The 22,018-nt window shown below is 73.0% G+C and carries 19 protein-coding genes; 5 read left to right on the top strand and 14 right to left on the bottom strand.

From position 1 onward, the window contains the following. Positions 1–157 precede the first annotated feature (157 nt). Positions 158–745: a hypothetical protein gene (locus G8D98_RS13565; protein ID WP_166104399.1), complete on the top strand. Its 588-nt coding sequence runs from the start codon at positions 158–160 to the stop codon at positions 743–745. A gap of 102 nt (positions 746–847) precedes the next feature. After that, the gene (locus G8D98_RS13560; protein WP_166104397.1) at positions 848–1,891 is read left to right on the top strand and encodes a LacI family DNA-binding transcriptional regulator; all 1,044 of its coding nucleotides are present in this window, start codon (positions 848–850) and stop codon (positions 1,889–1,891) included. A 55-nt stretch (positions 1,892–1,946) separates the two neighbouring features. Here G8D98_RS13560 and G8D98_RS13555 read toward each other — a convergent pair whose 3' ends face one another. The 4 genes from G8D98_RS13555 to G8D98_RS13540 all read right to left on the bottom strand — a co-directional run bounded on the left by G8D98_RS13555 (position 1,947) and on the right by G8D98_RS13540 (position 6,888). Further along, on the bottom strand, positions 1,947–3,878 hold the full coding sequence (locus tag G8D98_RS13555) for an adenylyl cyclase (RefSeq protein ID WP_229661949.1): 1,932 nt from the start codon (positions 3,876–3,878) through the stop codon (positions 1,947–1,949). 420 nt (positions 3,879–4,298) lie between these two features. Continuing rightward, a complete protein-coding gene (locus G8D98_RS13550) occupies positions 4,299–5,705 on the bottom strand; it encodes an HNH endonuclease signature motif containing protein (RefSeq protein WP_166104391.1) in 1,407 nt (468 codons plus the stop codon). Positions 5,706–5,789: 84 nt separating this feature from the next. Further along, complete coding sequence (locus tag G8D98_RS13545; RefSeq protein WP_166104388.1) at positions 5,790–6,182, bottom strand: DUF302 domain-containing protein; 393 nt, start codon at positions 6,180–6,182, stop codon at positions 5,790–5,792. A 352-nt stretch (positions 6,183–6,534) separates the two neighbouring features. Then, the gene (locus tag G8D98_RS13540; RefSeq protein WP_166104385.1) at positions 6,535–6,888 is read right to left on the bottom strand and encodes a nucleotide pyrophosphohydrolase; all 354 of its coding nucleotides are present in this window, start codon (positions 6,886–6,888) and stop codon (positions 6,535–6,537) included. A 139-nt stretch (positions 6,889–7,027) separates the two neighbouring features. Here G8D98_RS13540 and G8D98_RS13535 point away from each other — a divergent pair, with 139 nt between their 5' ends. Next, positions 7,028–8,890 (top strand): DUF2075 domain-containing protein, encoded by a 1,863-nt coding sequence (locus tag G8D98_RS13535; protein ID WP_229661948.1) that lies wholly within the window; start codon positions 7,028–7,030, stop codon positions 8,888–8,890. 16 nt (positions 8,891–8,906) lie between these two features. Here G8D98_RS13535 and G8D98_RS13530 read toward each other — a convergent pair whose 3' ends face one another. From G8D98_RS13530 to G8D98_RS13500, 6 genes are all read right to left on the bottom strand, one after another. Then, complete coding sequence (locus G8D98_RS13530; RefSeq protein WP_229661947.1) at positions 8,907–9,386, bottom strand: excalibur calcium-binding domain-containing protein; 480 nt, start codon at positions 9,384–9,386, stop codon at positions 8,907–8,909. A gap of 334 nt (positions 9,387–9,720) precedes the next feature. Continuing rightward, on the bottom strand, positions 9,721–12,672 hold the full coding sequence (locus G8D98_RS13525) for a vitamin B12-dependent ribonucleotide reductase (protein ID WP_166104381.1): 2,952 nt from the start codon (positions 12,670–12,672) through the stop codon (positions 9,721–9,723). A gap of 55 nt (positions 12,673–12,727) precedes the next feature. Then, positions 12,728–13,225, bottom strand: a complete 498-nt coding sequence (gene nrdR, locus G8D98_RS13520; RefSeq protein WP_166104378.1) for a transcriptional regulator NrdR — start codon at positions 13,223–13,225, stop codon at positions 12,728–12,730. 336 nt (positions 13,226–13,561) lie between these two features. After that, the gene (locus G8D98_RS13515) at positions 13,562–14,224 is read right to left on the bottom strand and encodes a hypothetical protein (RefSeq protein ID WP_275944350.1); all 663 of its coding nucleotides are present in this window, start codon (positions 14,222–14,224) and stop codon (positions 13,562–13,564) included. A gap of 147 nt (positions 14,225–14,371) precedes the next feature. Beyond that, positions 14,372–14,548 (bottom strand): hypothetical protein, encoded by a 177-nt coding sequence (locus G8D98_RS13505; protein ID WP_166104375.1) that lies wholly within the window; start codon positions 14,546–14,548, stop codon positions 14,372–14,374. Between the two features lie 267 nt (positions 14,549–14,815). Next, complete coding sequence (locus tag G8D98_RS13500; protein WP_166104373.1) at positions 14,816–15,208, bottom strand: LysM peptidoglycan-binding domain-containing protein; 393 nt, start codon at positions 15,206–15,208, stop codon at positions 14,816–14,818. A gap of 239 nt (positions 15,209–15,447) precedes the next feature. Here G8D98_RS13500 and lexA point away from each other — a divergent pair, with 239 nt between their 5' ends. Then, positions 15,448–16,164 (top strand): transcriptional repressor LexA, encoded by a 717-nt coding sequence (gene lexA / locus G8D98_RS13495; protein WP_166104370.1) that lies wholly within the window; start codon positions 15,448–15,450, stop codon positions 16,162–16,164. A gap of 34 nt (positions 16,165–16,198) precedes the next feature. Here lexA and G8D98_RS13490 read toward each other — a convergent pair whose 3' ends face one another. Next, positions 16,199–16,720, bottom strand: coding sequence for a GNAT family N-acetyltransferase (locus tag G8D98_RS13490; protein WP_166104367.1), 522 nt, complete (start codon positions 16,718–16,720; stop codon positions 16,199–16,201). Continuing rightward, positions 16,717–17,637 carry an NAD-dependent protein deacetylase gene (locus G8D98_RS13485; protein ID WP_166104365.1) on the bottom strand — a complete coding sequence of 307 codons (921 nt, stop codon included), beginning with the start codon at positions 17,635–17,637 and terminating at the stop codon, positions 16,717–16,719. The genes G8D98_RS13490 and G8D98_RS13485 overlap by 4 nt, the downstream gene beginning before the upstream one ends. Before the next feature lie 51 nt (positions 17,638–17,688). On the opposite strand from G8D98_RS13485, the gene G8D98_RS13480 reads away from it, so the two are divergent. Beyond that, positions 17,689–18,642: a LysR family transcriptional regulator gene (locus G8D98_RS13480; RefSeq protein WP_166104362.1), complete on the top strand. Its 954-nt coding sequence runs from the start codon at positions 17,689–17,691 to the stop codon at positions 18,640–18,642. A 2-nt stretch (positions 18,643–18,644) separates the two neighbouring features. On the opposite strand, the gene G8D98_RS13475 is transcribed toward G8D98_RS13480, so the two are convergent. Next, entirely contained in the window at positions 18,645–21,014 is a 2,370-nt protein-coding gene (locus tag G8D98_RS13475) for a ComEC/Rec2 family competence protein (protein ID WP_166104359.1), read from the bottom strand. After that, positions 21,011–21,955 carry a ComEA family DNA-binding protein gene (locus G8D98_RS13470; RefSeq protein WP_229661946.1) on the bottom strand — a complete coding sequence of 315 codons (945 nt, stop codon included), beginning with the start codon at positions 21,953–21,955 and terminating at the stop codon, positions 21,011–21,013. The genes G8D98_RS13475 and G8D98_RS13470 overlap by 4 nt, the downstream gene beginning before the upstream one ends. Between the last annotated feature and the right edge of the window lie 63 nt (positions 21,956–22,018).

Genomic DNA, 22,018 nt, shown 5'->3' with positions numbered 1-22,018 from the left:
CCGCGCCCTTCGCGGGGCCGTCGTCGGTGTGGCGCACGCCACATCGCTGTGGTTATTCAACTACTACGGCTAGTAGTAGATTGTGACTCGCAAGACCACCCCCCCACAGCACCACCACCGGGGCTCCTACCCCGCCCCGCGGAAGGACTCGAGAACCATGCGCAGCGCATTCGACAAGCTCATCTCCTGGACCGGCCTCATCATTGCGGCCATCCTCCTCGTGGCCGGCGGCCTGCTCACGTGGGCGTCGACCTTCGCCACCTCCACGGTTCACGACCAGCTCGCGGCCCAGGAGATCACCATGCCCGAGGGCGACCAGCTGACGACGGACGAGATGAAGGACCACCTCAGCCAGTACGCCGGCCAGGAGCTCACCACCGGTGCGCAGGCCAAGGCCTACGCCGACTACTACATCCAGGCGCACATGGACGAGTCGTCCGGTGGCAAGAGCTACTCGGAGATCTCCGGTGAGTACATGGCCGCCGTCGCCTCCGACCCGACCGCCGAGGCCACCCAGGACCTCGGTCAGCTGCGCCAGACCCTCTTCATGGGCACGACGCTGCGGGGCATGCTCCTCAACGCCTACGCCTTCGGCACCATCGGCCTCATCGCGATGTGGGCCGCCATCGCCGCCTTCGTCGGCGCGGCCGTGATGCTCGTCCTCGGCATCCTCGGCCTGCGGCACGCCAGCAAGGTCAACAGCACCGACTACCCGGCCGCCGAGCGGATCCCCGCCAGCGCCTGACACCAGCTGCCGTCACTGCAGCACCCCCGAGGCCCCGGTCACCCGACCGGGGCCTCGCCCTGTCCCGGCTAGCATCTGCCGCATGCCGCTGCGGGTGAGCACGTGAGGGGGCAGCCGGAGCGGCCGACCCTCGACCAGGTCGCCGCCCACGCCGGCGTCTCCCGGGCGACCGTCTCGCGGGTCGTCAACGGCTCGAGCACGGTCGACGAGGCGCTCGCCACCCAGGTGCGCCGCGCGGTCACCGACCTTGGGTACGTACCCAACCGGGCCGCCAGGTCGCTGATGACGCGCCGGTCCGAGACGGTCGCGCTCGTCGCCGCCGAGTCCACGACGCGCGTCTTCGGCGACCCGTTCTTCGCCGCGGTGACCCGGGGGGCCGGGCAGGAGCTCGCGCGCTCGGGGCTGCACCTGGTGCTCTCGATGGTCCAGAGCGAGGAGGACCTGGAGCGGCTGGCCGGCTTCGTGCGTGGCGGGCACCTCGACGGCATCCTCGTCATCTCCGAGCACGACTCGCGCGACGTCGTCGGGGTCGCGGCCGGCTCGGGGCTGCCGGTCGTCGTCGGGGGGCGGCCGATGACGCCGCACGGCGAGGTCCCCTACGTCGACAACGACAACGTCACCGGCGGGCGGATCGCCGCGGGCCACCTGCTGGCACGGGGCTGCCGCCGGGTCGCGTCGGTCGCCGGGCCGCAGGACATGTCCGCGGGAGTGGACCGGCTCATCGGGTTCCGGGAGGGCCTCGGCGGCGCGTTCGACCCGGACCTGGTCGAGGTCGGCGACTTCACGACGACGGGCGGCGCGGCGGCGACCGAGCGCCTGCTTGCCCGGCGCCCCAACCTGGACGGCATCGTCGTCGCCAACGACCTGATGGCCCTCGGCGCGCTGACCGTGCTGCGCGGACGTGGCCTGGAGGTACCGCGCGACGTGGCGGTCGTCGGCTTCGACGACGCGGACGTCGCCGCCGTGGCCGCTCCCCCGCTGACGACGGTGCGCCAGCGGACCCTCGACCAGGGCCGTCTCATGGCGCAATACCTCCTGACGCGGCTCGGGCGCGAGGTGGCCGAGCCAATGCCCGAGCTGCACGGCAGGCACGACGGGCCGGGGATCGTCCTCGGCGTCGAGCTCGTCGCCCGCGAGAGCGCCTGAGCCCGTCCTCGGCGGCCGGCAGCTCCCGCGGGTCAGCGGGCGGCGTCCGTGCCGGTCACGGGTACTCGGCGACGTAGGCGGGCGTGCCGGTGTTGCTGTTGTCGACCTGGGCGCCGGTGTCGTTGACGACGTGCCGGATCGTGCCGGCCCCGAGGTTGACGGTGAGCAGGTGGTGCAGGCGCACGCCGGGCGTCCGGGGTACCTGGAACCCGTGCTCGGTGACGATGTCGGGGTCGTTGCGGTTGTAGACGTAGGAGCCGCCGCCCCAGAGCTCGTGGGTGCGGACGTCGTCGGCCACGAGGTAGCCGGCGTAGCCGAGGGTGCCGTCCGGCTGGGTCCAGTCGGCCTGGCTCGGCGGGTCGTAGGGCAGCTCGTTCTGGTAGAGCACGGTGCGGCCCCGCTCGCCGTTCCAGACGGTGTTGTGCCGCTGGAAGTGCTCGACGAACAGGCCCGTGGCGGTCACGTCGTCGCCGTTGACGACGACGCCGGTGGTGCCGATGTTCGTCACCCAGCGCTCGTCGTCGCCGAGGGCACCGCCGCTGAAGTCCTCGACGCCGTGGTCGGCGCGCCACACCCAGGTGTGGTCGACGAGGACGTGGTCGGCGTCGATCTCCAGGGCGACCCGCGTCTTGCCGACGTGCGGGCCGCCGACGCGGAAGTACACGTCGCTCAGCGTCAGGGGGTCGCGCGCCGAGGAGCCGCGGTGCGAGGCCCAGCCTCCCCGGCCGCGGTCGTGCCGGCCGACCTCGAGCAGGGAGGAGGAGAGCCGCTCGCCCGCGTCGATGGTGACGCCGGCGACGACGGTGCCGGGGCCGTCGGCGACGCGCAGGGGCGTGGAGCCGTTGCGGGCGGTGAGGGTGGCGTGCCCCATCCCGAGGACCACGGTGCCCGGCCGCCGCACCTCGATGCTGCGCGCGACGTCGTAGACGCCGGGGGTGAGCAGGAGGTGGCGCCCTCGGGCGAGCTGGGCGTTGATGGTCCGGACGGAGTCACCTGGGTGGGCGACGTAGAAGGCCGAGAGCGGCAGCGTGCGTCCCGCGGTCTCGTCGGCCGCCCAGCTGGTGCCGCGGGTGTCGGTGTGGGCCGAGGGGACGCGCACGGCCCAGCGGCCACGCTCGAGGACGAGGAAGGGCTTCTCGCGGCTGACCGGCGTGGTCTCCAGGGTCGTGTACGGCGGGTCCGGGAAGGTCGCGTCGTCGGGGGCACCCTGCACGCCGGAGAACACCTGGTTCCAGACGGCGTTGCTCCAGCTGCCCACGTCGCTGTTGCGGGTCAGCCACTGCTGCTGGGAGCCGTTGACGACGGTCTCGGCCGAGGAGTCGGCGATGAACCCGCCGCTGGCGTACTGCGGGCCGGCGGTGCAGTAGTCCATGAGGGAGAGGGTCCCGCCGTGCACCGCGACCCGGCGCATGGAGACCGCCTGCGAGACCGCCCAGAAGTTCGCGGACTGGCGGCAGTCGTCCTGCCCCGCGCCGTTGACGTCGATCGTCAGGTTGCTCAGGGTGCGCCAGAAGTTGTTCAGGGCGATGCAGTTGCTCGTGCCGTCGTCCTCGAGGCAGCGGTTGTAGACCTCCACCTTGCCGTTGATGTGTACGTCGTCCGGGCTCGCGCCGAGCCCGGCGACCTCGGTGTAGTAGCCGACCTTCATCTGCAGCGGCTCGTCGGCGGTGCCGTAGGTGCCGGGCTCGAAGAGGATGCTCCAGCGGCTGGTGCCCATCTCGTCGTCGGTCTGGGCGTCGCTGATCCGGTCGACCGCGGCCTGGACCTCGCTCGTCGGCATGCTCGGGTCGAGGAGGAGGACGTGGTCGCCGAAGGAGGTGCGGTGATGCCCCCGACCGGGCTGCGTGGGGCCTGGACCGGTGGGGCTGGGGTGCGTCCGGTCCGCCGAGGCGGCGGCAGAGGCGACCGACGCGGTGGCGACCGACGCGGTGGCGACCGACGCGGTGGCGACCGACGCGGTGGTGGCCGACGCGGTGGTGGCCGACATGGTGGTGGCCATCGCGGAGGTCGGGGCGACGGCTGCGGCCGAGGCACTCACGGCGCCGACCGCGGCGGCCAGAGCGACTCCCCGCGCGAGCCGGCCACTGCGCGCGGCGCCGCCCCGAGGTCGCCGGCGGGGCAGGCGGAGCGTGGAGGTCTGGTGGGGCCGGAGCAGGTGTCGGGTCATCGCGGTCCGTTCGCGCCGGGCCCTCTCGCCGCTGAGAGAGCGCTCTCTCGCACCCAACCACAGGCCGGGCAGGTCGACAACCGGAGGCGCAGGCATCGCGGCCGCGCGGGCGACGATCAGGCGATGTCGCGCGGCAGGCGGCGCAGGTCGCGAGACCGGTCACTGCCGTGCCAGGTCCTGTCGGGTCGGCCCCTCTCCCCTCGGGCCGTGTCGACGCGGCGTCCGGCGAAACGTGCCGGGTCACAGGGGCGCTCCGACGAGGCGGGCGCTGTCCGCTCCGCGCGGCCCTGGTCGGGCCCGTTCGGCACGCAGCCGTTCGAGATGTCGGTCGTAGCTGCCGGGCCGAAGGTCCCACACGACGCTGCGCCCCTGCTCGTCGGGCCGGTGGCGCACCTCGGCCACGAGACGTCGGCGGTGCACGTACGAGTGGTGCCGCTGGCAGAGCAGTGCGGCGTTGCCGGTGTCGCTGCGACCCCCGTCGACCCAGTGCACGACGTGGTGTGCCCTGGTCCACGCCGCCGGCGCGGTGCAGCCGGGGTAGGTGCAGCCACCGTCGCGCCGCCACAGGCGCCGCCGCTGTGCCCGGGTGAAGAGCCGGACGACCCGGCCGAGGTCGAGGTCCTCCCCCGCCGTGCCAAGGACGTGCGGGACGAGGTCGGCCTCGCAGCACATCCGGCGGAGAGCCTCGGGCGAGAGGACCGCGCCGGTGGCGCAGGAGCCCATCACCTCGCCGCACCCGGAGCGTGCCTCGAGGTCGGCCAGCGCGATGGTCACGTGGACGGCGGAGGACGCGGCCGCGGCACCGTCGCCGCCGCTGGCGTCGGCATCGAGGGCGCTCGATCGGCGGCAGACCTCGCTGAGCGCCTCGACCCGCCGCTGGCCGGCGGGGCGCAGGTCACGCTCGCCGGTCTCGTCGTTCGGGGCGGGCGCGCTCAGGGGGCCGATGGCGGCCTCGAGCGCGGCGGCCTGCTCGGGCGTCATGAGCAGCTGGTACTCGGTGAGGTCACCGGACTCCACCGCCGGGGCGGAGAGCCGGGCGGCAGGTGCGAGCCGCTCCTGGAGGCGGTCGAGCTCGCCCGGGAGCCCGTACTCGGCGAGCAGCCGGGGCCGCAGGCGCCGCATCATCGACGGCCCCCACTGGACGCCGAGGTCGAGCAGGGCACGCGCCACGGTGGGCTTGGCCTCGGTACTCAGATGCGCGTCGAGGCGCTCGAGCTCGCGCACGGCAGTCGTCGCGAGGGAGGGCGAGACGGTGCCGTCGAGGACGCCGGCGGCCACCACCCCGACTGGGGTCTCCGGGTCGGGGGCTCGGCGCTCGTCCTGCCACGGAGGGCCGCCCTCGGTGAGCATGCCGGCGAGCGCCGCGACGTGCCCGGCCCCCCCCTGGCGCAGGGAGGGGGCGTGCTCGCGAACCCAGGTGTGCGCGGTGGCACCGGACTCGGCGACCTCGCCGCGGGCGAGCGCCTCCGCCGTGACGGCCACCCGTGCCGCACCGGCCTGGGCGCCCACCTCGTCGACCAGGGACATCAGCCGGGCCAGCTCGGCGCCGGAGGCCTCGTGCAGCACTTCCGCGAGCCCCGACAGCGCGGTGCGGGCGGCCTCCATCGCGGAGCGGCGCCCCGCGAGACGAACTGCCGGCTGGTCCATGTCACGACATTAGACGCCACCACTGACAGCCCCTTGACCTGCGATGATGCCGTCCGCCGAGCCCCACAGGCGTCGCCAGCAACGTCAGCCGCCGAGCGCCGCCAGCGCCGCCCGCAGCCGCCGGCCCGCATCCGCGGCGACCTCCGCGAGCGCCTCGTTGCCGGTGACGGTGACCATCGCGTCGGGGTCCATGGCCTCGACGAGCGTGGCGCCGCCCTCCCCCGCCCGCACGACGACGTTGCACGGCAGCAGCACCCCGATGGACGGCTCGGCCTGCGTCGCGGCGTGCGCGAGAGGCGGCCGGCACGCACCGAGGATGACCTGCGGCGGGATCTCGGCGCCGATCTTCTCCTTGAGCGTCGCGGCGAGGTCGATCTCGGTGAGGATGCCGAAGCCCTGGTCGGCGAGCGCGCCGCGAGTCGCCTCGAGCACCTCCTCGAACGGGCGGTCCAGCGATGCGTCGAGCGTGTACGTCATGTCTCCTCCTCGGTCGGCCGACGGGTCCACCCCCACCATCGCACGCACCCCTGGGGGTATCCACCTCCGTCCCCTCGGCCAGCCCTCCCGGCGAGCACCTTCCCCACACACGTGGTCGACTGCGGATCTCGTGCCGAGTCGAAGGTCCGCGTCGCAGCCAGAACTCGCTGAGCGGCACATCGGCCGACAGCCGCGGTTACGGCACCCCGATCCACCCCGGGGCAGCCTTCGAGCGGTGACTCGACTCGTTTATACCCGTTGTGGGCTGGCCGTACGTGATTCCGACATGCTCCGTCCGCCTGCCGCGACGGGCGGTGGGCTACGCGCTCTGCGCGGCGACGCGGGCCTCGGCCTATCGCACACCCCGACTCGGAGCGGAGCCACGCACAGCCGCTGCGGGATGCTTCTGGGCCGACTTCTCGATCTTGGTCAGCGCGGCTGCCCCAAGATCGACATCAAGCTTGTCGGCGAGTGTCACGAGATAGATGATCACGTCCGACATCTCGTCCGCCACTCTCGTTCTCAGCGGTTCCTCCCGCAACCGCGCTCGTGCCTCATTCGCTGGAAGCCACTGCATCAGCTCAGCGAGCTCCCCAACCTCGCCCACCAGTGCCAGCATCACGGACTTGGGGTCCTGAAACTTCTCCCAGTCCCGTTCTTCGCGGAACGCGCGGGCAGCATCGCGGATGGTCTCAAGGTCCGACACGACCGCGAGTATGCCGCTTCCCCTCGTACCGGGCGCGCCCCCGTTAGAGTCACTTGCGTAACAGCGGCCCGACGGGCTTCCGCGTCAGGACAAGCCCCCACCCGCACGGTCTTTCTCGTGCTGCCTGGGGTTCTTCTTCGTGACGCTCTATCGGACGTCTGTCATTGGCTTCTCTGCGGTCGAGCACCGCCTGAGCGAGATGCTTGCTGAGCAGATGGCGATCCGCACCGGCCAGTCGGCCAGTCCGGCCGAGCGCCGCTCGTGGGAGCGCAGCCTGCCTGCACTCCGCGCCGATCTCTTGGATGCCGGACTCGACCACGTCGAGATGCTCATCGAGTACCAGCTGCCGCTCACGAGCAAGCGCGCCGACGTCGTTTTGGCGGGCAGGCACCCCGAGACGGGTCGGGACTCGTACCTCGTGGTCGAGCTGAAGCAGTGGAGCCACGCCACGCGCTTCGAGCAGAGCGACACCCTCGTCACCATTGAGGAGTACCACGGGCGACCGGTGACCCACCCTGCTCTCCAAGTGCGCGACTACTGCGACTATTTGCTCGGGTTCACCACTGCGCTCGCGGACGACCCGCACTCGGTCGCCGGCGCCGCATACCTCCACAACGCGACGGACTCCGGAGTGGACGATCTCTTCCGGCTCCCGGGCGACGACCACGGCCGAGTGTTCACTGGGCAGCGGCGAGGGGAGTTTCAGGACTTCCTGAAGAGTCGCTTCGCGCGCGGCGCTGAGGGGGCGGAAGCCGCGGACCACCTGATGAACAGCCGAATCGCGCCGTCGAAGCAGCTACTGGCACTCGCCGCGGAGGAGGTCCAGCAGCGCGAGATGTTCACGTTGCTGGACGAGCAGCGCGACGCGTACAACCTCGTTCTGCACGCGGTGGAACGAGCCCGGCGAAGCAACACCAAGACGACGGTCATTGTCGCTGGTGGCCCCGGCAGCGGGAAGAGCGTGATCGCGCTGTCCCTGTTGGGCGAGCTCACCCGGCAAGGGCGGTCGGTTCTTCATGCCACGGGGTCACGTTCGTTCACGCAGACACTGCGCAAGGTGGCCGGTCGACGCGCACCTCGTGTCCAGAAGATGTTCCAGTACTTCAACTCGTTCATGACCGCTGTACCCAACGACCTCGACGCATTGATTCTGGACGAGGCGCATCGCATCCGCGAGACGTCTGCCTCACGATGGACGAGAGCCGAGCACCGGACCGGGAGGCCACAGGTTGACGAGCTCCTCGATGCCGCGAGGGTTCCTGTCTTCCTCCTCGACCAGTATCAGGTCGTGCGGCCCGGCGAGCTCGGGACTGTGGAGGATATCCGCGGCCACGCCTCGTCGCGCGGACTCGACGTCATAGAGATCGACCTTGCCGACCAGTTCCGCTGCGGTGGATCCGAGGCGTATGTCCACTGGGTCCAGCGCCTTCTCGGTCTTGAACCCGGCGCCGAGTCCCCCTGGAGCGGGGACTCGGCATTCGCGGTCTCGGTCGTAGATTCCCCCGAGGAGATGGAGGCGATGCTGCGCTCTCGACTCGAGGCCGGATACTCGGCACGGATAGCTGCCGGCTACTGCTGGCCCTGGAGCGACCCCCGCAGCGACGGGACGCTCGTGCCGGACGTTCGAGTCGGCGAGTGGGCACGACCATGGAACCTCAAGGGCGACCGGTCCGTGGGCGGCGCTCCAGCCGCCGCGCTATGGGCTACCGATCCCGCCGGGTTCGGCCAGGTGGGGTGCGTCTACACCGCCCAGGGTTTCGAGTACGACTACGCCGGTGTGATCTTCGGTCCCGATCTGGTCTGGCGTGACGGCCGGTGGCTCTCGGTGCGTGGCGCCAACCAGGACCCCGACTTCAAGAGCCGCGCCAAGGTGAGTGACGAGGTCTTCGACCGCCTGGTGCGGAATGTCTACAAGGTGCTGCTGACCCGCGGTATGCGTGGTGTCGTTCTGTTCTCGACCGACCCACGTACCCAAGACCACCTCCACGACTTGGTCAGGTAGCTCGGCGCGCTGCCGCTCACTCACAGGCGACACCGTCGCCGTCTCGATCGAGGTGAGACGCATACCCGGGATCGCCGCGGTAGAGGGGGGTATCCCCCGCCTCACGGGCCTCGGTGCAGTTGTCGTAGTACACCGAGGCGGAACCGGGGTCGACCAATGGTGCCGCAGGCACCGTTCGGGTTCGAACCTTCGTCACCGTTTTGACCTTCGTCTTCGTGACCGTGGGTGCCGGGGACGCCGTTGCCGTTCTCGTCGCGGTCACCGTCGGGCCGGCCGTCGTGAGCGTCTGCGTGACGGTCGGCTCAGACACCACCGGGTCAGCGAGCGGCAAAGCGTCGACCCGCGATCCACCCTCATCGTGGCCAGCACCGAGCCCTACCAGAAGCCCAAGGATCGCTGAGCAGAGCGCGATGGCGACTCGTCCACCCGTGATGCGAGGTCTCGTGGCGCCGTACAACCCGGCCGGCCCGGAGACCGGCCGGTTGCTGTCGTCCACCCAGAAGCGCCAACCGTGCGGCGCCGGCGGCCACGACGGGTCTGGGGCCCAACCGGGATCCGGCAGCCAACCCTCCGGCGGGGACGGCCACTCCGGTGGCGCGATGAAGCGCATTCGCGCCTCCTTTCCGTCGCGCGGGAGACGTTTTCGGCCTCGTTGCCGATGCCACCGAACGTACGCACAGTTCCAGACCGTGTCCCGGAAATGCACACGCAGCCACGCGGGGATGCTCTCCGCACCATCGGGCACACCACCCGTCGGCACCCATCGACACCGCCTCACGCAGGAAGGCCGGGCCCGGTGTCGTGGCGGGCCCGGCCTTCCTGCGTGGCTGTCAGCTGCAGCCGGAGGTGCTCCCGCAGCCTTCGCAGACGTAGCAGGAGCCGGCGGGGCGCATCTTGGTCCCGCAGGTCATGCACATCGGGGCGTCGGCGGCCTTGGAGTTGCCGAACGCGGCGAGCAGGTCGGCCGAGGAGTGGATCTCCCCGGACACCTCACGCGCCGAGGCCGCACCCGAGCCGGAGGCCGTCGTCGACGCGGCGTCCGCGTCGGCGGAGGACTCGGTGGCCGGGGCGGGCGCCGAGGCGGTCGTCTCGTCGGCCTTCTTGGCCGAGGCCCCGATGCCGGCCGAGAGCGCCTCGATCTCGCCCTCGAGCTCCTCGTCGGACTCCTCCGTGGCCGGCGCGTACGAGCCGGTCTCGAGCTGGCGCGCCCGCTCCTGCGCGGTGTGGATGCCCATGAACGACCGCGTGTCGAAGTCCATGTAGTCCAGCGCCAGGCGGCGGAACACGTAGTCCATGAGCGACTGCGCCATCCGCACGTCCGGGTCGTCGGTCATGCCGGCCGGCTCGAAGCGCATGTTCGTGAACTTCTCGACGAAGGTCTCCAGCGGCACGCCGTACTGCAGCGCGACCGAGGTGACGATCGAGAAGGCGTCCATGACACCGGCGAGCGTGGAGCCCTGCTTGCCGAACTTGAGGAACACCTCGCCGAGGCGGCCGTCGTCGTAGGTGCCGGCGGTGAGGTAGCCCTCGGCACCACCGACGGTGAACGACGTCGTCTGCGAGGTGCGGCGCTTGGGCAGCCGCTCGCGCGTCGGCCGGTAGACGACCTTCTCGACGACCTCGGCCGTCGCCGCGTTCACGGCCTCCGCGGCCTTGTCCTTGGCGGTGGAGCCGCCGTCGGACAGCGGCTGGCCGACCTTGCAGTTGTCGCGGTACACGGCCAGCGCCTTCAGGCCGAGCTTCCAGCCCTGGACGTAGACCTCCTCGATGTCCTCGACGGTGGCCGTCTCCGGCAGGTTGACCGTCTTGGAGATCGCGCCGGAGAGGAACGGCTGGACGGCAGCCATCATCCGCACGTGGCCCATCGGCGAGATCGCCCGGGCACCCATCGCGGTGTCGAAGACCTCGTAGTGCTCCGGCTTGAGGCCGGGCGCGTCGATGACGTGCCCCTTGTCGGCGATGTACTCGACGATCGCCTCGACCGTCTCCTCGGTGTAGCCGAGCTTGCGCAGCGCCCGCGGGATCGTCAGGTTGACGATCTGCATCGAGCCACCGCCGACGAGCTTCTTGAACTTCACGAGCGAGAAGTCCGGCTCGATGCCGGTGGTGTCGCAGTCCATCATGAAGCCGATGGTCCCGGTGGGGGCGAGCACCGACGCCTGCGCGTTGCGGTAGCCGTTCTTCTCCCCCGTCTTGACGACGGCGTCCCACGCCTTGGTCGCGACCCGGTGGATGTCCTTGTCCATCGTGTGCATCGTGCGGATCGTGTCGTTGGCCGCGGCGTGCTTGCGCATGACGCGCTTGTGGGCCTCGGCGTTGCGGGCGTACCCGGCGTAGGCACCGACGACGCCGGCGAGCTCGGCCGAGCGCTTGTACGCGGCGCCGGTGAGCAGCGAGGTGATCGACGCGGCGAGCGCGCGCCCGCCCTCGGAGTCGTAGCCGTGCCCGGTCGCCATGAGCAGCGCGCCGAGGTTGGCGTAGCCGATGCCGAGCTGGCGGTAGTCGACCGTGGTCTTGCCGATCGCCTCGGTGGGGAAGTCGGCGAAGCAGATCGAGATGTCCATCGCGGTGATGACGAGCTCGACGACCTTCTGGAAGGTGACGGCGTCGAAGGTGTCGTCGTCGCGCAGGAACTTCAGGAGGTTGAGCGAGGCGAGGTTGCACGAGGAGTTGTCGAGGCTCATGTACTCCGAGCACGGGTTGGACGCGGTGATCCGGCCGGACTCGGGGTTGGTGTGCCAGTCGTTGATCGTGTCGTCGTACTGGATGCCGGGGTCGGCGCACTCCCAGGCCGCGGTGGCGATCTTGCCCATGAGCTCACGGGCGTCGACCGTCTCGATGACCGACCCGTCCATCCGCGAGGTCAGCCCGAACTCGCTGCCCTCCTCGACCGCGCGCATGAACTCGTCGGTGACCCGGACCGAGTTGTTGGCGTTCTGGTACTGGACCGAGGTGATGTCCTTGCCCCCGAGGTCCATGTCGAAGCCGGCGTCGCGCAGGGCGCGGATCTTGTCCTCCTCGCGCGCCTTGGTCTCGACGAACTCGACGATGTCGGGGTGGTCGACGTCGAGGACGACCATCTTCGCCGCGCGGCGGGTGGCGCCGCCGGACTTGATGGTTCCCGCGGAGGCGTCCGCGCCCCGCATGAAGGAGACCGGGCCGGAGGCGGTGCCGCCCGAGGAGAGCAGCTCCTTGGAGGAGCGGATGCGCGAGAGGTTCAGCCCCGCGCCGGAGCCGCCCTTGAAGATGAAGCCCTCCTCCTTGTACCAGTTGAGGATGCTGTCCATCGAGTCGTCGACCGAGAGGATGAAGCAGGCGCTGACCTGCTGCGGGCTCTTGGTGCCGACGTTGAACCAGACCGGCGAGTTGAAGCTGAACACCTGGTGCAGCAGGGCGTAGGTCAGCTCGTGCTCGAAGATCTCGGCGTCCTCGTCGGAGCCGAAGTAGCCGTGGTCCTTGCCGGCCTTGACGTAGGTGAGGACGACGCGGTCGATGAGCTGCTTGAGCCCGGTCTCGCGCGCCTCGGTGCCGACGGCTCCGCGGAAGTACTTCGTCGTGACGATCGTCGAGGCGTTGACGCTCCAGAAGTCGGGGAACTCGACCCCGCGCTGCTCGAAGATCGTCTCGCCGGTCTTCCAGTTCTGCTGGACGACGTCGCGCTTCTCCCAGGTCACCTCGTCGTAGGGGTGGACACCGGGGGTGGTGTAGATCCGCTCGATCTTCACCCCCTTGCCCTTGGCGGCCCTGCGGGCACCTGCACGTGCTCCGGCGGTCTCGGTCATGCCTATCCCTTCCTTCTGCCCCGGGTGGGGCCGTGGTGACCTCGTGGTTGCTGTTCTACTGCTGGGGTCCGACAGGCGCCCCGGCCTGCGGCTCGGCGCCGGTCGGTGCGTGCTCGGCGCGCAGGAGCGTGATGGCCGACTCGAAGTCCTCGAGGGAGTCGAAGGCCTGGTAGACGCTCGCGAAGCGCAGGTAGGCGACCTCGTCGAGCTCGCGCAGCGGCTCGAGCACGGCGAGGCCGACCTCGTGGGCGTCGATCTCGGCCGACCCCGCGCTGCGGATGGACTCCTCGACCCGCTGGGCGAGGATGGCGAGCTGGTCCTCGGTGACCGGGCGGCCCTGGCAGGCCTTCCGGACACCGACGAGGACCTTGTCGCGGCTGAACGGCTCGGTGGCGCCCGAGCGCTTGACGACGCTCAGGCTCGCGGTCTCGACGGTCGTGAACCGGCGGCCGCACTCGGGGCACTGGCGCCGGCGCCGGATGGCGGCGCCGTCGTCGGTGGTGCGCGAGTCCATGACCCGGGAGTCGGTGTGCCGGCAGAACGGGCAGTGCATGAGGCGCGGCTCCTCCCCCTTGTGGACGATGCGGTGGACTCTGGTGTGAACAACCTGTGGAGAACCGGAATTTCATGTGCACAAGATGTGGATGAACTACACCGGTGTAACCACTAGATGTTGTGATCATCGTGCCACCGGCCCCCCGCCCGCGCAAGAACACCGCGGCAAAGATCGTCCGTTCGGCTGTTTGCGCAGGTCACAGGCCTGCAGGGGGTGCCACACCGACCCGTCGTCCGCGTGTCGCAGCACCACCAGTGGGACTCATGGGGCCGGTGAGGCACCAGATCTGGGGTCGTGGGGGCCGGCCTCGGGTGGGTCAGGGCGCCCCCACCGTCACAGCTGCGGCCCCTGCGCGCGGAGCCGGTCGACCGAGGTCATCGCCGCGCGCAGCTCGGCGAGCCACTCCTCGGCGTGGTCCCCGACGAGGCGCACGCACCAGGCGAGCGCGTCGCTGCGCGAGCGGGCGACGCCGGAGTCGACGAGCGTGTCGAGCACGGAGCGCTCCGGCTGGCGCAGCCGGGTCATGACCGGGACGGCGAGGTGGGTGAACAGCTCGACCCGCTCTCCCACCTGGACACCCCAGGAGACCGCTCGGCCGTAGCGGGCCTGGGCCTCCTGCGCGATCTCGATGCGCTGCTCGCGGGTCTCCGCCCGGAAGCGCCCGGCGCGCCCCTCGACCTCCGCCGGCGGCGCGTCGGGGTCCAGCCCCGCGAGCCGCCCGACGACGAGGACCTCCTCGCGGTCGACGGTGACCGTCACCGCGTCGAACCAGCCCTGCGGGAGCCGCCCGGCGAACCACTGCCCGGCGTCGTCGGCATCGGGCAGGTCGGCCTGCTGCCAGCCGCCGGGGCGGCCGTGGCCGCGGCGCGCTCCGGGACCCCCCGGGCCACCCCGTCCACCTCGTCCACCGCCGCGCGGTCCGCGGCCCCGGTGCCCGCCGCGGGCACGCTCACCCCGCTCGTCCCCGAGGTCCTGCGGCTCGTCTCGGTCGTCCATGGTGTCCATCTCCTCTTACAGTGATTACACCATTACAGCACTGCAGGACGGCAGGCGCCAGCCTTCGGGGCACGCCGGAGCGTGCCGGGACCTGGAGGACGAGCGAGGGGTGCGGCCCGGGGCCCTCTGTTTCCCCGGGCCGCACGTCTACTCGCCCGGGCTGAGGCTCTGGTGCACGAGCGCCGCGGTCACCGCGCCGTGCCACCCGCCCGAGGCCGCCGTCCCGCGCGCGCCGCACGCACAGGCCCAGCTCCACCGGCCGTGCCCACCACAGTGGACGACGGGGTGGTGGCTGGCGCGGTGGCTGCGCCGACGGGACTGCATGAGTGCAGTCTCCGCCACCGGGGGCCGTCGGCAAAACCCGGCGCGCCCACGACCCGGCCGCCCGGGCGCGGGTTCGGCGCAACGGGTGATGCCGCCTCGGCCGTTCGGCCGATGCCCGTCCGCCGACGCGCGCGAGCAGCCGGGGACGGCACGCACGAAGGGCGCCGTCCCCGCCTGCACGGGAGGACGACGCCCTTCGGCGTCCCGAGCCGGGTCGAGGGACTCGGACGATGGGGCCGGGGCCGCTCGGGCCACGGCGGGGCCGGCTCACCGGGCGGGGATGACGAGCTCCTGCCCGGCGCTCACCTGCGCGGTGCTGAGGTCGTTGGCCAGCTGGATGGCGACGATGCCGTCGCTCAGCGTCATCTGCGGCAGCTCGGCGGCGGCGACCTCTGAGAGGGTCTGACCGGCCTCGACGGTGACGGTGTGCGCCGGCTCCGCGGCACCCGCACCCCCGAGCCCGCGCACGCCGAGCAGACCGGCGAGGACGACGACCCCGAGGACGAGCAGGACCAGGCGCCCCCGCGCGGTCAGCCGCAGGCCCCCGCGGGCGGCCTGCGGGCGCCCCGCACCGCCGGGGAGCAGGACCAGCGCCGGACGGCCGGCCCCGGCCGGAGTGCACGAACCGGCCTCGGCCGGCTCCCATGCGATCGCACTCATCGTCTCCTCCATCCCGGCGGCCAGGGCCACCGTCGAACCGGTGTTCGATAGAACGTCTGTACGAGTTGTAGCACGAGCCGCGCCGCCGGACAAGACACGCGTCGAAAGAATGTTTGAATTCTCTGTTCGACGGCCGTACGCTGTTCTCACGCGGAACAGACTGCCCGGCAGCACTGACAAGGCACCTGACCTGCACAAACACCGACAGGCCCAGCGGGCCGGAGCAAAGGGGTCGCGAGATGGCACGTCCGAGGAACGCCGACATCCACGAGATGCCCGACCGCGGCGACGGCGGCGACCTCACCCACCGTCAGCGCAAGATCCTCGAGGTCATCCGCAACGCCGTCGACCGGCACGGCTACCCCCCGAGCATGCGCGAGATCGGCGAGGCCGTCGGGCTGACCTCCCCCAGCTCGGTCGCCCACCAGCTCTCCGCCCTGGAGCGCAAGGGCTTCCTGCGCCGCGACCCCAACCGCCCGCGCGCCATCGAGGTCGTCTCCCCCGACCGCCCCGGCGAGGGCTACCGACGCCCCGACCAGGAGGAGGAGCTCGACGTCACCGGCATCGGGGACGAGCGCCCCGAGGCCTCGTACGTGCCGGTGCTCGGGCAGATCGCCGCCGGTGTCCCGATCACCGCCGAGGAGGTCGTCGAGGACGTCTTCCCGCTGCCGAAGCAGATCGTCGGCGAGGGCTCCCTCTTCCTGCTCAAGGTCGTCGGCGACTCGATGGTCGAGGCGGCCATCTGCGACGGCGACTGGGTCGTCGTGCGCCAGCAGGCGGTCGCCGACAACGGCGACATCGTCGCCGCGATGCTCGACAACGAGGCGACGGTCAAGACGTTCAAGCGGCGCGACGGGCACGTCTGGCTGATGCCGCACAACCCCGCGTTCGACCCCATCGACGGCGACCACGCGACGATCCTCGGCAAGGTCACCGCCGTCCTGCGCCGGGTCTGACGCCGGGCGCGCTGCCCCGCAGGGGCCGGCGGGTCTACGGCGCGCCGCCGCCGCGCACGTCGGGGTGCATCCGCTGCCAGAGGGCGGTGTCGACCCAGCGCCCGAACTTGAAGCCCACCTCGGCCAGGGTGCCGACGTGCTCGAAGCCCAGCGCCCGGTGCAGCGCCTCGCTCGCGGGGTTGGGCTGGGCGATGACCGAGACGATCGTGTGCACGCCGTCGGCGTCGAGGCGGGCGACGAGCTCCTCGTAGAGGAGGCGCCCGAGGCCCCGTCCGCGGTGGTCCTCGTCGACGTACACGGACACCTCGCGCGTCCCGTCGTAGGCGGGCCGGGGCCGGTAGGTGTTGCTGAACGCGTACGCGGCCACCTCGCCGCCGACCTGCGCGACGACGACGTGGTCACCGGGGCGGGTGGAGGCCACCCGGGCCGCGTAGTTGTCGTCCGGGCGCGGCTCGACGTCGAACGTCGCGGTCGTGCGCTCGATGGCCTGGTTGTAGATGGCCGACATCCGGGGCAGGTCGGCCGCGGTCGCGGTCCGCACGACGACCTCGCTCATGCCGCCTCCCGGCTCACCAGGCGGGCGAGGGTCGGTGCGAGCGGGCCGTCGACGCGCACGCTCATGTGCTCGTCTCCCCGGCTCGGGCCGCGGGTCACCGCCATGACGGGGATGCCGCGCCGCGCCGCCCGTCGCACGAACCGCAGGCCCGACATCACCGCGAGCGAGGACCCGAGGACGAGCAGGGCGGGTGCCGCGTCGGTGAGCGCGAAGCACGCCTCGACGCGCTCGCGAGGCACCGAGCCCCCGAAGAAGACGACGTCCGGCTTGAGGGCGTCGCCCCCGCAGACGAGGCACCGGGGCAGGCGGAAGGCGGCGACGGCCTCGTCGGGCAGCACGACGTCCCCGTCGGGACGGATCTGGCTGCTGACCCGTGAGCCGTCGGATGCCTGCCCGCGCACGAACCCCTCGAAGCCGGGGTTCTCCCGGGCCATCCGGGCCTGGAGCGCGTCCCGCGCGCAGCGGGCGTCGCAGGAGAGGCAGACGACCTCGGCCAGCGTGCCGTGCAGCTCGGTCACCGCCGGGCTGCCGGCCGCCTGGTGCAGGCCGTCGACGTTCTGGGTGACCACGGCGCCGAGCACGCCGGCCCGCTGGAGCGCGGCGACCGCGTGGTGGCCGCTGTTCGGCCGGGCCCGGCTGAAGCGCTGCCAGCCGACGAAGGAGCGCGCCCAGTACCGGCGACGGTTCTCGCTCGAGGCGCAGAACTCGCCGTGCTGCATCGGGGTGACCCGGCGGGTGCCGTCGGGTCCGCGGTAGTCCGGGATGCCGGAGTCGGTCGAGATACCGGCTCCGGTGAGCACGAGGGTCCCCGGGTGCTCGCGCAGCACCGCCCCGAGGCGCTCGACCGCCGACGGGTCACGCGTGCGCTCGGGCAGGACGCGGCTGGACCAGGGCGGGGCGGTCGCGGCGTCCGGCATGCCCCCATTATCCCCGGCGGCCCCGGGCCGGTGCGCTACTAGGATGCGGGGATGATCGACGCCGCCGGGCTGCGCGTCATGCGGGCCATCGCCGACGAGGGCAGCTTCACCGCCGCCGCCGCCGCGCTCGGCTACACCCAGCCCGCGATCTCGCAGATGGTGCGCCGGCTCGAGCAGCGCACCGGCACCGTGCTCGTCGAGCGGGTGGGGCGCAACGTGCGGCTCACCGAGGCCGGCGAGGTCCTCGCGCGGCACGCCGGGCCGGTCCTCGCCGCGCTCGACGCCGCCGAGGAGGAGGTCGCCGCGATCGCCGGCCTGCGCAGCGGCCGGGTCCGGCTCATGGCCTTCCCCTCGGCCTCGGCCACCCTCGTCCCGCGCGCGCTGGCGCTCGTCAAGGCGCGCCATCCCGACGTGAGCATCAGCTTCACCGAGGCCGAGCCACCCGAGAGCCTCGCCGCGCTGCGCTCGGGGGACTGCGACCTCGCCGTGGCCTTCGCCTACGAGGGCACCGACGTCGCCCGCGGGGAGGCCGACCTCGACGCCTTCGTCATCAGCCCGCTGCTCGAGGACGAGGTGCGCCTGGCCCTCCCGCGCACCCACCCGGCCGCCGAGCACGAGACCGTCGAGCTCGGCGACCTCGCCACCGAGCCGTGGATCGCGGGCTGCCCGCGCTGCCGCGGCCACCTCGTCCAGCTCGCCGCGACGGCGGGCTTCCGCCCCGACGTCGCCTACGAGACCGAGGACTACGTCGCCGTCCTCGGCCTGGTCGCCGAGGGGCTCGGTGTGGCCCTCATCCCCGACCTCATCCTGCGCACGGTGCACCACGACGACGTCGTGGCGCTGCCCATGGCGCCGGCGTCGCGGCGCACGATCATGGCCGTGACGACCCCCGACCTGGAGCGGGTGCCGGCGGTCCGGGCGACCCTGGCCGCGCTCGCGGAGAGTGCCGCGGCCCAGTCGACCGCCCCGACCACCCGGATGCCGGAGCCGGCCTGGTCGATCTGAGGTCAGCGGCTCGTCACCACCCGCAGCCGCCCGTCGTCGCGCGTCAGGGCGACGTCCCCGCGCTCGTCGGTGCGGTAGACCGCGTACCCCAGCTGCCGCAGCAGTGCCAGGTGCGCGGCACTCGGGTGCCCGTAGTCGTTGTCCTCCCCGACGCTGACGACCCCGACGGGGGCTCGCACCGCCGCCATGAGGTCGGCGTCGAGGTTGCTGCTGCCGTGGTGCGGTGTCTTGACCAGCTCGAACCCGCGGGCCGTGCGCGACATCGCGGGGTCGCGGCGTAGGCGCAGAAGCAGGTCGTGGGCGGCCTCGCGCTCGACGTCGCCGAGCAGCAGGACGTCGACGTCGCCGGTGCGCGCCGCGAGGACGACGCTGGCGTTGTTCGGCACCGACCCCTCCTCGATCCGCCGCCAGGGGCTCCAGACCACGGCACGCAGCTCGCCCACCTCGAGCCGGTCCCCGGCGTGCACGGCCGTGACGGGGACGTCCTGCTCGGCCGCGAGCCGGTCGACCGCGTCGGCCGCGCTCTCCGGCTCGCGGACCGGGCAGACGAGCAGCTCGCGCACGGTGCGCCCCCGGAGCGCCCCGACGAGGCCGTCGACGTGGTCGGCGTGGAAGTGGGTCAGGACGACGGCGTCGAGCGTCCCGACGCCGAGCCGGTCCAGGCAGCCGTCGACGAGGGGCGGGTCGGGCCCGGCGTCGACGAGCACGGCGTGCCCCGGGCCGCTGCGCAGCACGACGGCATCCCCCTGCCCGACGTCGCAGACCACGAGCCGCCAGCCGTCGGGCGGCCAGGTGACCGCCCGGGTCGGCACGAGGGCCGCACCGGCCAGGGCGAGCACGCCCAGGGCGATGACCGGGTGACGTACCACCCCGCCGACGAGGGCCCGCCCGCACAGGAGGACGAGCACGACCAGGCCGGCGAGCAGCAGCGCTCCCGGTGGGCCGTCCGGCCACGGCAGCGTCCCGCCGGGCACCTGCGCGAACACCCGGGCGACCCACGCGATGACCGTCGTCGGCACGACCCCGAGCCAGCCGGCGGCGGCCGCGGCGGGCCCCCAGACGAGGGAGGCGAGCGCGGCGGCCACGCCGGCGACGGTGGCCGGCGGCACGAGAGGCGCGGCGAGCAGGTTGGCGAGGACCCCCACGAGGCTGACCGACCCCTGGAGCAGCACGATGACGGGCGCCGTCGTCACCTGGGCCGCGACCGGCACCGCGACCGCGGGGCCAAGCGGTGCCAGCCGGCGCGGCAGCCGCGCCCCGACCGCCTCGCCCCACGGGCGGGTGAACAGCAGCAGGCCCACGGTGGCGAGGGTGGAGAGGGCGAACCCGTACGAGCGCGCCAGCCAGGGGTCGAGGACGAGCAGGGCGACGAGCGCGCCGCCGAGGACGGGCATGCCGGCCGAGCGCCGGGAGCGGCTGAGGCCGAGCAGCCCGATGGCCCCCATCGCGGCGGCCCGCAGCACACTGGGCTCCGGGCGGGCCAGGACGACGAACCCGGCCAGGGCCAGGCCGGCGAGCGGCGGGCGAAGCCTCCGGGGCACGCCGAGGACGGCGCACATCCCGAGGACCAGGCCGACGACGACGGCCACGTTGCTTCCCGACACCGCGGTCAGGTGGGTCATCCCGGTGGCGCGCATGGCCTCGGTGAGCTCCGGCGGGGTACGGCTCGTGTCGCCGACCACGAGCCCCGGCAGCAGCCCCCGGGCGTCGGCCGGGGCGTGGTCGACCGCCGCGCGCAGCCCGGTGCGCAGCCGCTCGGCCCCCCGGGCCACGGCCCCGGGGGGCGCCACCGGCTCGACGCCACCGTGGACCGCGAGCGTGGCCACCCGGTCGTCGGCCCGCTCGAGCGGCCCGAGACGCCCCTGCACGCGCACCGTCTCGTGCCAGCGCAGGGCCGTCAGCTCCGCTCCGCCGGTGAGCAGCACCGGGGCCCGCACGTGGGAGGTCCGCCCCCGGCCGGTGAGCAGCCGCGCCGTGGCGTCGCGCAGGATCCGGTCCTCCCCGCTGCGTGAGGCGACCCGGACGGGCTCGCCCGTGACGAGGACCACCGCGGTGACCTCGGCACGGGCGTCGGCGAGCTCGCGGACGCCGCCGGCCTCCCGAACCGCCCCCGCGGCCAGCGCCGCCCCCTGGAGGAGGACCACCAGCACGGCGAGCAGGGCGAGCGGACCCCGCCAGGAGGCGAGCCCCTCCCGCCCGCGGCCGGACCGGGAGGCGACCGCGACCCCCACCGCGGGCACGCCCGCGGCGAGCACGACGGCGCCCCGCTCTCCCGGCGTGCAGCCGAGGGTGGCCGCGGCGACCGCCCACGCCGCCACCGCGGGAGCGAGCAGCCGCAGGTCTGCGTGCTCGGCCCCGGACGCCGCGCTCACGGCACGACGAGGGGGCGCAGCTGCTCGAGCAGCTTCTCGCCGATGCCACTGACCTCGACGACCTCGTCCACGCTCGTGAACTGCCCGTTCTCGGTACGCCAGTCGACGATCCGCTGGGCCAGGACCGGCCCGATACCCGGGAGCGTGTCGAGCGTCGTGAGGTCGGCGGTGCTCAGCGAGACCGGCGCGGCCGGCTGCGCACCGCTCGTCGCCCCCGGCGCCGGTGCCGCGAGCGGCTCGCTCACCGCCTCACCGGGCCTCGGGACCCGCACTTGCTCCCCGTCGACGAGGAGCCGGGCCAGGTTGACCGCGGACAGGTCGGCACCCCTGCTCGCTCCGCCGGCCGCCTCGACGGCGTCGGCGACGCGGGACCCCGCCGGCAGCCGCCGCACCCCGGGGTGGCGGACCCGCCCGACGACGTGGACGACGAGCTGCCCGCCGTCGGCACCCGTGGCCGCCACCGGTGCCGTGGCCGGCGCCGCGACCGACGACGGGGCCACCGGGTCGAGGTCGTCGCCGGTCACCGCGCCGGAGGGCACCCCCGCCGAGACCGCCCCCGTGGCCAGGCCCGCGACCGTGCTCGAGGGTGCCGCCGCGGGCGCGATGACGTCGCCCTCGCTCGTGTCGCGGGCCCAGGCGACGCGCAGGCCGAGCACGAGGGCGACGAGCAGGGCGACGAGGGCCACGCCGAGCACGGCCGAGGCGCCCGGCTGCCACCGGGCGGCGGTGAGCGTCACCGGCAGCCGTACCCAGCCGCGCAGCCCGGAGCCACGGTGCCGCCCGCGGCCCTCGTCGCCGCCCGGCGGCGGCTCGACCGGCGGCGGCTCGACCGGCGGGAGCGGCGCCGAGGGCACCCACCCCCGGCCGGCACCGCGGGCACGGTGGCGCAGCCAGCCCATCCCCCGGGGGGAGACGGCGTCCGGGTCGGGTCGGCGGCGCATGCCGCGACGCTAGGCAGGAGCACGCAGTGACCGGCACCGGCCCGCCGGATCTGTGGACGGGGC

Source organism: Phycicoccus endophyticus (assembly GCF_011326735.1).
GTDB classification, from domain to species: Bacteria; Actinomycetota; Actinomycetes; order Actinomycetales; family Dermatophilaceae; genus Phycicoccus; species Phycicoccus endophyticus.
Note: the sequence above shows the minus strand (reverse complement) of the source record. Positions and strands in the feature narration are given on the sequence as shown.